The following is an 11,390-nucleotide window of genomic DNA, read 5'->3' as shown; positions in this document are numbered from 1 at the left end:
CACCATGACCGTTTCGCTAGGGATGCCTGCCGCGCCGGCGCCGGTGCTCGCACCGCGTCGCAAGACCCGCAAGATCAAGGTCGGCAAGGTCGAGGTCGGCGGTGACGCGCCGGTCTCGGTGCAGTCCATGACGACGACCCTCACCTCGGACGTCAACACCACGTTGCAGCAGATCGCCCAGCTCACCGCGGCGGGCTGCGACATCGTGCGCGTGGCCTGCCCGAGCCAGGACGACGCCGACGCGCTGCCGCAGATCGCCCAGCACAGCCAGATCCCCGTCATCGCGGACATCCACTTCCAGCCCAAGTACGTCTTCGCCGCCATCGAGGCCGGCTGCGCCGCCGTGCGCGTCAACCCGGGCAACATCCGCAAGTTCGACGACCAGGTCAAGGAGATCGCCGCAGCGGCCAGGGACCACGGCACCTCGATCCGCATCGGCGTCAACGCCGGGTCGCTCGACAAGCGCCTGCTGGAGAAGTACGGCAAGGCCACGCCCGAGGCCCTCGTCGAGTCCGCGGTGTGGGAGGCCAGCCTCTTCGAGGAGCACGGCTTCCACGACTTCAAGATCTCGGTCAAGCACAACGACCCCGTCGTCATGGTGCGCGCCTACGAGCTGCTCTCCGAGCGGGGCGACTGGCCGCTGCACCTCGGCGTGACCGAGGCGGGCCCGGCGTTCCAGGGCACGATCAAGTCGGCCACCGCCTTCGGCGCGCTGCTGTCCAAGGGCATCGGCGACACGATCCGGGTCTCCCTGTCCGCGCCTCCCGTCGAGGAGGTCAAGGTCGGCATCCAGATCCTGCAGAGCCTCAACCTGCGGCCCCGCAAGCTCGAGATCGTCTCCTGCCCGTCCTGCGGGCGCGCGCAGGTGGACGTCTACAAGCTCGCCGACGAGGTGACCGCCGGCCTGGAGGGCATGACGGTGCCGCTGCGCGTCGCGGTCATGGGGTGCGTCGTCAACGGCCCCGGCGAGGCCCGCGAGGCCGACCTCGGTGTGGCCTCCGGCAACGGCAAGGGCCAGATCTTCGTCAAGGGGGAGGTCATCAAGACCGTCCCCGAGGCCGCGATCGTCGAGACCCTCATCGAGGAGGCCATGCGCCTCGCCGAGGAGATGGGCGAGCCCGTGGACGAGGAGTCCGCCGGCAGCCCGACCGTCACGGTCGGCTGACCCAGCCTCGAGCCGTATGCCGAGAGCCGGTCACCCCGTCAACGACGGGGGACCGGCTCTCGCCGCATACGGCCTGCCGGGGGTGCGCCCTCAGACGCGGGTGATCTCCAGGGCGGCGAGGGCGGGGGTGTCCCGCTTGGCCACGAAGCCCAGGTCGAGCTGCCCGTCGGTGACGGTGACGTCGAAGGTCGGCTGGTAGGAGCGGAACTTCCCGCCGGCGGCCCGGAAAATGTCCACGTCGGCCAGCGCCGTGCGCCCCTCGGCAGTCACGTCGAAGACGCGCTGCCCGGCGGCGTCGAACCAGTCCTCGGCGAGGTGCAGCCGCACCGTGTAGGTGCCGTTGGGCAGGGATCGGCGGTAGGAGCTCATCCGGTAGATCGTCGCGCGGTACAGCGCGTCGTCGGTGGTGCCGAGGACGTCCTTGCCGACCATGGCGTCACCGGTGTTGTACGAGTCGAAGCCGGTGCGCGCCTCGAAGGTGCGGCCGCGGGAGTCGGTGACCGGGGTCCAGGCTGCGGCCTGCCGCACGACCGAGGTGCCCGTGGCGGGCGCCGGGGCGGGAGTCGGGGTGGGAGTCGGCGCCGGGGTGGGAGTCGGCGCGGGGGCCGGCGTCACGCGGGGAGCCGGCGCAGGAGTGGGCGCGGGGGTGGGAGCGGGCGCAGGGGTGGGAGCGGGAGCCGGCGCAGGAGCGGGTGTGGCCGTGATCGGCGCCTCGTAGTTCATGGGGAGCACCTCGAGCAGCTCGATGGGGAACGGCCGCTCGCCGCGGGCCGGGTCCCCGAGCATCTCCTGCCAGTCCGCCCGACCGCGGAAGATGGCCGGGTAGGGGTCGCTCTTCATCCCGATCGGGTTCTCGGCCCGGAAGGCGACGGAGCCCGCGGTGTCCCAGACGATCAGGCCGTACTCCTGGGCAGCCTTGGCGATCGTGCGCGCGGTGGGCGACAGCTTGAGGGCGTCGAGGTTGACGTTGGCGGGGATGCGCAGCATCTGCCCCTCGGCCGCGGCGGGGCGGCCCGAGGGGTTCCAGCCGTCGGTGCGGTTGGCCGGGCGCGAGATCGTGGGCCAGGGCGCGTTGTGGGGCAGCGCGATCCCGACCACGTGGTCGATGTGCCCGCGCTGCAACTCGGCGGCGCGGATCGTGCCGCCCGCGTGGGACAGGCCGGAGGCGGTGGAGCCGAAGGGGTGCGGGTAGACGCCGTCGCTGGTCGAGGCCTTGCGGATGGTGCCGCCCCAGCACGCCGTCCACCGCCCCGCGGTGTTGCGGGTGACCCAGGTCTCGGTGAGGTCGTCCGTGTCGCGGTTGTAGACCGTCATCTCCATGTCCGTGCCCTCCGCGGGCCGGGCTCCGGCGGGGATGCGCAGGTCGGTGAGGTGGTTGGCGACCAGACCGCTGTCGCCGTACGACTTGCCCTGGCAGTTGTCGAAGCCGTAGGTCACGCGGGGGTCGGAGCTGCCGGAGACGTAGAGGGGCGAGGCGTAGCGGGTGGTGTTGACCGCGATGGACGGGGCACCCGGCCGGCCGTAGTAGTCGATGGACTGGTCGTAGATGTGCTGCGCGATCTGCGCGGACGCCGGGTCCTTGGGCGTGCTGGTGGGGAGCTTGCGGTACCAGAACGAGTCCTCGCGGAAGAGGCGGGCGGGGAAGCCGGCGTCGGAGGTGGTGGTGCGGGCGGCGGCGACGGGGGCCGCGAGGCGCGGGCTGGTGGTGGTCGTGCGCGCGTGGGTGACGGCACCGCCGGCGCTGGAGACGGAGACGGCGGCCGCGACGAGGGGGACCCACGGGGACCGGCCGCCGACGAGCGACGAGAGGGCGGGGAGCGGAGACATGTGAACCTTCAACGAGGGAGGGTGAGGGGGCCTGGGCGCCGACGGGTCCGCGACCGCGCAGCACCGGCAGGGGTGTTACAGAGAGTAACCACAGACGGACCGTCTGTGGCACACCACCGAGTATGAAGGTTCTATTACGATCTCAGATAGGCCCAATCAGGCGACAACGCTACAGTACGTATATATATTCATCACGCTGAGTAGGGCCAACGGTGACGCAGCGTGAGCAGCGCTGTGGGGCACCGCCCGACGTGGCTGGTGGTCAAGGTCACAGCCTGGACGCTCCCGGCGTGCATTTCGACGTCGAAGTGTTGGGTATCGTGGTAGGCGTCCTTTCCGGCACGGCCAGATGGGGGTCGATCGGGGACGCAGCGAGATGGGCGCTGCCCCCGGCGCCGGTGGGGCGACCGTGCGGGACCTCGTCCCGCACCGCCAGAAGAGGCCTCGCCCGGCAGCAGCCGGGGCGGGGCCTTTTTCTGCTTGTGCCGCCGTGGTGGCGGCGTGACAAGGCTGGTCGCAGCGGCGACAGTAGGGGGATGCTGCGCTCGCGTTCTCCCGTCCAGCCGCTGGGCCCGGCCGACGAGGACGCCGCACTCGCCATCTGCCATCGCGACCCGGACGCCCACGTCTTCGTGGCGGCCCGGATCCTCGAGGGGGCGCTGCGCACCCAACCCGGCTCCCTGCTCGGCCTCGTGGACCGCGACGCGCCGCTCGGCTACCGCTCCCTGGTGTGGGCCGGGGCCAACGTCGTCCCCGTCGAGCTGGACGAGGACCAGGTCCCCGCCGTGGTGGGCCGGCTGCGGCGGCGCAGCCGGTGGGCCTCCTCCCTCTTCGGCCCCGCCGGACCGGTGGCCGCGCTGTGGTCGGGCCTGACCCCGACCTGGGGGACCCCGCGCGCCATACGGGCCGTGCAGCCGTTGTTGTCCACGAGCACCCCGCCGAGCCGGCTGGGTATCACCCCGGACCCGCGGGTGCGCCCGGCCCGACCGCAGGAGGTCGACGCCGTGGTCCCCGCGGCCGCCGCGATGTTCACCGACGAGATCGGCTACCCGCCCTACTCAGGGTCCTCGGCGGCCTACCGCCGGTCGGTGGCGGCGCTGGTCGAGCAGGGGCGCACCTTCGTGATGATGCAGGGCTCGCAGGTCGCCTTCAAGGCCGACGTCGGCAGCGTCGCCCTCGGCGTCGCCCAGGTCCAGGGCGTGTGGCTGGCGCCCGCGCTGCGCGGCCAGGGCCTCGCGGTGCCGCTGATGGCCGCCGTGGTGGAGGCCGTCCTGGCCGACACCGCCCGGACCGTGTCGCTCTACGTCAACGACTTCAACGCCCCGGCCCGGGCGACCTACGACCGCATCGGTATGCGTCAGGTGGGGGAGTTCAGCACCGTCCTGCTGTGAGCGGGAGCGCGAGCGGTGAGTGAACATACGGTTACCGACCGTCCGTCGGGAGGGCGTGACCGCTCGCCGCGCGCACGCTCGCCCGGCCGTTCCGTTGACGCCGCGTCAAGCAACACCCTCGGTGGTGGAGCTGCTCGACAGCGAGCGGCACCGGCGTCAGGCCCTCGGTCCGAGCCCCCGCCCGGGAGGGAACGAGGTGACGTCTCCGACCCGGCCGCCACCCTCATGGGCGGTCACCGCACCAGGAGTCGCCATGAGCACCCTCGCACCGAGCCACGACCACACCGCCCCACCGCCCGCCTCCCCGGGACCGGCGCGGCGCTGCTGCTGGCCACCACCCTCGGCTTCGTGCTGACCCGCGGCCTCGGCGCCGAGCGGATGGCGGAGTTCGGCTGGCGGATCCCCTTCATCCTACGTCCTCGGGATGGGCGCCTTCGCCTTCGCGTCGTGCATCCTGCCCGCGATCATGGCCGAGCTCTCCCCGACGGAGGTCCGCTCGACGGGCATCGGTGCCTGGTACAACATCACCGTGGCGGTCTTCGGGGGCGGTGCGCCATACCTCATCACCTGGCTCAACCAGCACGGGCGCGGCGACGCGTTCTTCTGGATCGTGTCGGCCGTCGCCGCGGTGGCGACGCTGATCATCCTCACGATGCCCGAGACCCGGGGCAAGCCGCTGGACTGAGTCCCCACTCGCATCCCAGCTCGGCCGGCTGCGCTGCTCAGTCCTGCAGGTCCGACAGCGGCTCCGGTGGACCGGCGGTGCGTCCCGTGGCCCGGGACGCACCGCCGGTGAGCATCGCCCAGGGCCGGCTCGTCACCCGCACCCGATCGGTCGCCCCGGCCGCCACCGCCGCGAGGTTGTAGAGGCTCGTCGTGCCGCGGTGGTAGTACTGCTCGTGCCCGACCGGCGGGCGCAGCACGCTCCACGACGCGTCGGGGTAGACGACGCGGCGGGCGGTCGTCGACAGCTGGGTGACGCCTGTGATCCGCAGCACCTCGACGCCGAAGACGCCGAGCATCCCGATCAGGTCGCCGGGAGCCACGCAGGCGTAGAGCGTGCCGGGCCCGAGCCCCAGCGCCGGCAGGTCGGTCGCGAACACCCCCGGCGCCCCCGCCGTCATGACCGCATCCACGACCCGGTGCCCCTGCCGCGCCAGCTCGGTGAGCGCGAGGCCCATCGCGGACGCGCCGTAGGAGTGCCCCGACGCCACGAGCCTCGCCGTCGGCGCCACGACCCGGACCCCCTGCAGGCAGCGGGCCAGCCGCGGGGCCGCCTCCTGGGCGTATCGCGGGTCCGACGCCTCGCCCGGCACGAGGACCCGCATCCCGGTGTCGCCCAGGGCTTTTCGGGTGGCGATGTCGTATGGCGCCTGGTAGCCGATCCAGTCGATCACCGACACGCGCCCCCGCGTGTCGGGGTCGCCGTCGCCGAGCAGCCGCGCCGTCTCGTCGCGCAGCCAGGACGTCCACGCCGCCTCGCGGTACAGCCGCAGGTCCACGGTCGTGGTGGTGCCGGGCACGTGCACCACGACGTGGTCGCTGCGGTCGGGGTCGCCGAGGGCGATGGCGGTCTTGAGCGGATAGCTCGAGGCGTCCAGCAGGTAGAGGAACCGCTCCTGCAGCGGGGTGGTCACCTGGGTGAGGCCGTCCGGGGTCGGCGGGGACGAGGCGGGGTCGGTGAAGAGCGCCTTGATCTTGAGCAGGCCCCGCAGGTCGCGCTGCTCCTCGACGGTGGCCTCGTCGGCGGGCGCGTCGGAGTCCACGTCGACAACCTGGGAGCGGCGGGCGATCTCCGCGTCGAGCACCTGCAGGTTGGCGGCGTGGCGGACGGCGGCGGGGAGCCCGTCGGCCCGACCGGCCCACGCGGCGTGCCGGACCAGCACCTCCTCCTGGTCGCCCGGGTCGAGGTCGTGCCACCACCGGGAGACGGTCCCGGGGTCGCCGTCGCGGGGGACCGGCAGCACCGGCTCCCCGGCCGGCCCGATCCGGGGGAAGCGCTCCGCCGCCGTCTGCGCCTCCGAGCGGAGCTGGTCGACCAGCAGCCCGGTGGCGTAGAGCCCCACGTCGGTGCGCCGCGCCCGCACCTCGTCCGCCACCGCGTCGCCGGGTCGGGACCACGAGCGGTCCGCCGCGATGGCCTGCCCCAGCCGCAGGTGCGCCGTGGTGGCTCGCTCCAGCGCGGCCTGCAGCGCGCCGGCCGCGGCCACCAGCTCGGCGTCCAGGGTGGTGGCGGTCGGCCCGCCGGGCCCGGGGCCGTCCCCCGCCCCCATGTCCTCGTCCATCGACCCCTCCTCTCGCACCTCGAGGCTACTCCGGGGCGCCGCAGCCACGGCGGGGCCGGGGGGCGATCTCGGTCGTGGGCTTCGTCATACGGCCGATATCCTGCTGCGGACCGACCCGGCCCACCCGACCGGGGCCGCCGACCCCAGACCTAGGAGCACACCGTGACCGGTGCCGTCATGCGCATGTCGTCCCTCTTCCTGCGGACCCTGCGCGAGGACCCGGCCGACGCCGAGCTGCCCGGCCACAAGCTGCTGGTGCGCGCCGGCTACATCCGCCGCGCCGCCCCCGGGGTCTACAGCTGGCTGCCGCTCGGGCTGCGGGTGCTGCGCCGCGTCGAGGACATCGTGCGCGAGGAGATGGACCAGATCTCCCAGGAGCTGAGCTTCCCGGCGCTGCTGCCGCGCGAGCCCTACGAGGCGTCGGGGCGCTGGACGGAGTACGGCGACAACCTCTTCCGGCTGCAGGACCGCAAGGGCACCGACATGCTGCTGGGCCCGACCCACGAGGAGATGTTCACCCTCGCGGTCAAGGACCTCTACAGCTCCTACAAGGACCTGCCGCTGGCGATCTACCAGATCCAGACGAAGTACCGCGACGAGGCCCGTCCCCGCGCCGGGCTGCTGCGCGGCCGGGAGTTCATCATGAAGGACTCCTACTCCTTCGACGTCTCCGACGAGGGCCTGCAGAAGTCCTACGACGCCCACCGCGACGCCTACGTCAAGATCTTCGACCGGCTCGGCTTCGACTACGTCATCGTGCAGGCCACCTCCGGCGCGATGGGCGGCTCGGCGAGCGAGGAGTTCCTGGCGATCAGCGACGTGGGCGAGGACACCTTCGTGCGCGACGAGTCCGGGTATGCCGCCAACGTCGAGGCCGTCGTCGTGCCGCAGGCCGAGCCCCTCGACGCCTCCGGGGTGCCCGCCGCGCAGGAGGTCGACACCCCGGACACCCCCACCATCGAGACCCTCGTGGACGTGCTCAACACCCAGCACCCGCGCCACGACGGCCGCGCCTGGACCGCCGCCGACACCCTCAAGAACGTCGTCGTCATGCTCGTCCAGCCGGACGGCACCCGTGAGCCGCTGGTCGTCGGGCTGCCCGGCGACCGCCAGGTCGACCTCAAGCGCCTGGAGGCGCAGGTCGCGCCGGCCGAGGTCGAGGAGTTCACCGAGGCCGACTTCGCCGCCCACCCGCAGCTCGTCCGCGGCTACATCGGGCCCGGCGTGCTCGGCGAGACCGTCGAGCGCGACGAGTCCGGGGCGGTGGTGTCCCGCAGCGGGATCCGCTACCTGCTCGACCCGCGCGTGGCGGAGGGGTCCTCCTGGGCGACCGGGGCCAACAAGCCCGGCGTGCACGTGATCAACCTCGTGCACGGCCGCGACTTCACCGCCGACGGGACGGTGCAGGCCGCCGAGGTGCGGGACGGCGACGTCGCGCCGGACGGCGCCGGGACGCTGCGGACCGCGCGCGGCATCGAGATGGGCCACATCTTCCAGCTGGGCCGCAAGTATGCCGAGGCCCTCGGGCTGAAGGTCCTCGACGAGAACGGCAAGCTCGTCACCGTCACGATGGGGTCCTACGGGATCGGCGTCTCGCGCGCCGTCGCGGCGATCGCCGAGGCCAACCACGACGAGGTCGGCCTCGTGTGGCCCCGCAACGTCGCCCCCGCCGACGTCCACGTCATCGCCGCCGGCAAGGGTGACGAGCTCTTCGTCACGGCCGGCCAGGTCACGGCCGACCTCGCCGCGCAGGGCCTGACCGTGCTCTACGACGACCGGGCCGGCAAGGTCAGCCCGGGGGTGAAGTTCAAGGACGCCGAGCTGATCGGCGTCCCCACGATCGTCGTCGTCGGCAAGGGCCTCGCGGACGGCACCGTCGAGATCAAGGACCGACGCTCGGGTGACCGTCGCGAGGTGCCCGTGGACGACGTCGTCGCGGCCGTGGTCGCCGAGGTGCGGTCCTGACGGGTCCCTCCGGCGGGGCCGCCCCGGTGGCCTCGCCGGTGGGTGCCGTCATCTTCGACTGGGGCGGCACCCTCACCCCCTGGCACGACGTCGACCTGCACCGGCAATGGGTCGAGTTCGCGCGCGGCTACGGCACCATGGCGTGCGCCCTCGACGAGCTCGCGGGCCGGATGCTGCTCGCCGAGGACGAGCTGTGGCGGCGGTCCCGGACCAGCCACGAGTCCGGCCGCATCGCCGAGCTGCTCACCGGGGCCGGGCTGGACCCGCAGGCCGAGGCGACGCTCGCCGGCCTGGCCGCCTACGAGTCCTTCTGGGAGACGCACACCATCACCGACCCGCAGGTCGAGCTGCTGTGGGCCAGCCTGCGGGACAGGGGGATCCGGGTGGGGGTGCTGTCCAACACGATCTGGACCCGCGACTACCACCGCGCGATCTTCGCGCGCGACGGGGTGGACCACCTCATCGACGCCGACGTCTACTCCAGCGAGATCCCCTGGGCCAAGCCGCACCCCGAGGCCTTCCTCGCCGCGGCGCGCGCGGTCGGGGTGGCGCCGCAGCGGTGCGTCTACGTGGGGGACCGGTCCTTCGAGGACGTCCACGGGCCGCAGCAGGTGGGGATGCGGGCGATCTGGGTGCCCCACTCGCGCATCCCGGTCGAGCAGCAGGTGTCCCACGAGGCGGAGCCCGACGCCGTCGCGCACGAGCTCCTCGACGTCCTCACCATCGTGGACCGGTGGTGCGCGCGTGGGTGAGCTGTCGCTGCAGGTCGTCCTCCTCCTCGTGGCGGCCGCGTTCGGTGCGGGCTGGGTCGACGCCGTCGTCGGCGGCGGCGGCCTGATCCAGCTGCCGGCGCTGCTCCTCGGCCTGCCCGGCGCCTCGCCCGCCCAGATCCTCGCGACCAACAAGCTCGCCTCGATCTGCGGCACCTCGACCAGCGCGATCACCTACTACCGCCGGGTGCGGCCCGACCTGCGCACCGCGATCCCGCTGGCGTTGGCGGCCTTCGCCGGGTCCTCGGCCGGCGCGGTCGTCGCCACGCGGATCCCCAAGGAGGCGTTCAACCCGATCATCCTCGTGGCGCTCGTCGTGGTCGGCTCCTACACCGTCCTCAAGCCGAGCCTCGGCGCTGCCACCCAGCTGCGCTTCTCCGGCCGGCACCACCTCGCGGCGGCCCTGATGATCGGCGTCGCCGTGGGCTTCTACGACGGCGCGCTCGGCCCGGGGACCGGGTCGTTCTTCGTCTTCGCGCTGGTCGGGCTCACCGGCTACGCCTTCCTCGAGGCCAGCGCCAAGGCCAAGATCGCCAACTTCGCGACCAACCTGGCGGCGCTGGTCGTCTTCGTCCCGCACGGGGCGGTGGTGTGGCCGATCGGTCTGGTCATGGGCCTCGCCAACATCGCGGGCGGCTACCTCGGGGCGCGGACCGCGGTGTCCCGCGGCGCCGGCTTCGTCCGGGTCATCTTCATCGTCGTGGTCAGCGGTTTCGTGGTGCGGATCGGGGGCCAGCTGCTCGGCAGGTGGTGACGGGGGATACCGTCGCACCGTGAGCGGCACGTCGTCGCGCTACCTCGCCGAGCTGGGGCTCCAGGGCGAGGCGCCCCGGCCCTTCCTGCGCCGCCTCCACCGGGCGCACGCCGCCAGGTTCGCCCACGACACGCTGTGGATGGTGCGCGGCCGGGTCCTGGACCTGACCCCGCCGGCGCTGGTCGACGCGCTGCTGTCCGGCGAGGGCGGCGCCTGCATGCAGCTCAACGTCTCGCTGGGCTGGCTGCTCGACCGGCTCGGCTTCGACATCACCCTGCACGCCGCGACCGCCCAGTCGACCTTCCAGCTCGCCGCGAGCGGGCACGTCGGCGACCACTGCGTCCTGACCGTGCGGCTGCCGCAGGGGAGGTTCCTGGTCGACTGCGGCACCGGCACCGGGCCCAGCGACCCGTTGCCGCTGGCCGCGGGGGAGTACCCCAGGGGCCGTTCCGCTACCGCGTCGACGCGCCCGCGCCAGGGCGCTGGCGGATCGAGCACGACCGGCGTCCCCGGGGCTGCGCGCCGTCGAGCTCACCGACGAGCCGGTCGACCTCGCGTCCTTCGAGCCGCTCTACCGACGGCTCGCCCTGGACCCCGCCTAGCCCTACCGCCGGACGCCCTGGGCGCAGCGCCGGACCCCCGATGCGGTGGAGCGGCTGCACCTGCGCACCCTGCGCGTGCGGACCGCCTGCGGGTGGCAGGTGCGGCACCTCACCGACGAGACGGCGTGGGTGGCCGAGCTGCGCGACCGCTTCGGGCTGCGCCTGCCCGGGCTCACGTCAGACGAGCTCGACCGGTTGTGGGCCCTGACCGCCGACCCCGCGCCGACGGCGACGGACAACGCCGGTCTCAGCGACGCGGCCGCCGCGACCGCCACGGCCGCCAGCGGGGCAGCCGCACCGCGCGCCGACGAACGCCCGTGATCGCGAGCCACCGCGCCCAGCCGGCGCCGAGCCCGGCGATCATGCCGGGCACCAGCAGGAAGGTCCCGTCCATCGCGTCGCGCCCGAGGTCGGCGTGACCGCCGGCCCGGCCGGCCAGCACCCCGATCACGGCCCCGAGGACCAGCCCGGCGAGGGCGCCGGCGAGGGTCAGCGGCCACACGAGGGCGCGCCCGCGCGGCTCTCCGGCGGCCAGCGCTGAACGCTCCCGCGGCCGGGTCCAGGCGAAGGCCACGGCGGCGCTCGCGACCAACGCCGGCAGCATCAGCAGCAGGACGGTGCGGTTGCGCAC

10 protein-coding genes and 1 pseudogene are annotated in these 11,390 nt (G+C 73.4%); 8 read left to right on the top strand and 3 right to left on the bottom strand.

The window, feature by feature from the left end; translation table 11 throughout:
* Window positions 1-4: 4 nt before the first annotated feature.
* Entirely contained in the window at window positions 5-1,165 is a 1,161-nt protein-coding gene (ispG, locus tag ADJ73_RS14695; protein ID WP_050348888.1) for a flavodoxin-dependent (E)-4-hydroxy-3-methylbut-2-enyl-diphosphate synthase, read from the top strand.
* A 90-nt stretch (window positions 1,166-1,255) separates the two neighbouring features.
* On the opposite strand, the gene ADJ73_RS14690 is transcribed toward ispG, so the two are convergent.
* Window positions 1,256-2,992, bottom strand: coding sequence for a malectin domain-containing carbohydrate-binding protein (locus tag ADJ73_RS14690; protein WP_050348887.1), 1,737 nt, complete (start codon window positions 2,990-2,992; stop codon window positions 1,256-1,258).
* 536 nt (window positions 2,993-3,528) lie between these two features.
* Here ADJ73_RS14690 and ADJ73_RS14685 point away from each other — a divergent pair.
* Both ADJ73_RS14685 and ADJ73_RS14680 read left to right on the top strand, forming a co-directional pair.
* Window positions 3,529-4,383, top strand: a complete 855-nt coding sequence (locus tag ADJ73_RS14685; RefSeq protein ID WP_050348886.1) for a GNAT family N-acetyltransferase — start codon at window positions 3,529-3,531, stop codon at window positions 4,381-4,383.
* 424 nt (window positions 4,384-4,807) lie between these two features.
* Entirely contained in the window at window positions 4,808-5,068 is a 261-nt protein-coding gene (locus ADJ73_RS14680; protein ID WP_050348885.1) for a hypothetical protein, read from the top strand.
* Between the two features lie 37 nt (window positions 5,069-5,105).
* Here ADJ73_RS14680 and ADJ73_RS14675 read toward each other — a convergent pair whose 3' ends face one another.
* Window positions 5,106-6,668 carry an alpha/beta hydrolase gene (locus tag ADJ73_RS14675; protein ID WP_050348884.1) on the bottom strand — a complete coding sequence of 521 codons (1,563 nt, stop codon included), beginning with the start codon at window positions 6,666-6,668 and terminating at the stop codon, window positions 5,106-5,108.
* 177 nt (window positions 6,669-6,845) lie between these two features.
* On the opposite strand from ADJ73_RS14675, the gene ADJ73_RS14670 reads away from it, so the two are divergent.
* From ADJ73_RS14670 to ADJ73_RS17635, 5 genes and pseudogenes are all read left to right on the top strand, one after another.
* Entirely contained in the window at window positions 6,846-8,633 is a 1,788-nt protein-coding gene (locus ADJ73_RS14670; RefSeq protein ID WP_050349495.1) for a proline--tRNA ligase, read from the top strand.
* A 38-nt stretch (window positions 8,634-8,671) separates the two neighbouring features.
* Entirely contained in the window at window positions 8,672-9,385 is a 714-nt protein-coding gene (locus tag ADJ73_RS14665; protein WP_253272596.1) for an HAD family hydrolase, read from the top strand.
* Window positions 9,378-10,157: a TSUP family transporter gene (locus ADJ73_RS14660; protein ID WP_050348882.1), complete on the top strand. Its 780-nt coding sequence runs from the start codon at window positions 9,378-9,380 to the stop codon at window positions 10,155-10,157. Before ADJ73_RS14665 ends, ADJ73_RS14660 begins: the two co-directional genes overlap by 8 nt.
* A 139-nt stretch (window positions 10,158-10,296) precedes the next feature.
* Window positions 10,297-10,533 (top strand): annotated as a pseudogene (locus ADJ73_RS17875) (arylamine N-acetyltransferase); the annotation flags it as partial.
* A 271-nt stretch (window positions 10,534-10,804) separates the two neighbouring features.
* The gene (locus ADJ73_RS17635; RefSeq protein WP_050348880.1) at window positions 10,805-11,080 is read left to right on the top strand and encodes a hypothetical protein; all 276 of its coding nucleotides are present in this window, start codon (window positions 10,805-10,807) and stop codon (window positions 11,078-11,080) included.
* Here ADJ73_RS17635 and ADJ73_RS17630 read toward each other — a convergent pair.
* Complete coding sequence (locus ADJ73_RS17630; RefSeq protein WP_050348879.1) at window positions 11,007-11,390, bottom strand: hypothetical protein; 384 nt, start codon at window positions 11,388-11,390, stop codon at window positions 11,007-11,009. The two genes, ADJ73_RS17635 and ADJ73_RS17630, sit on opposite strands and share 74 nt — an antisense overlap.

This window comes from Arsenicicoccus sp. oral taxon 190 (genome assembly GCF_001189535.1).
Classification (GTDB): Bacteria; Actinomycetota; Actinomycetes; order Actinomycetales; family Dermatophilaceae; genus Arsenicicoccus.
The sequence above is the reverse complement of the archived record's forward strand: the minus strand, read 5'-3'. Positions and strand labels throughout refer to the sequence as shown.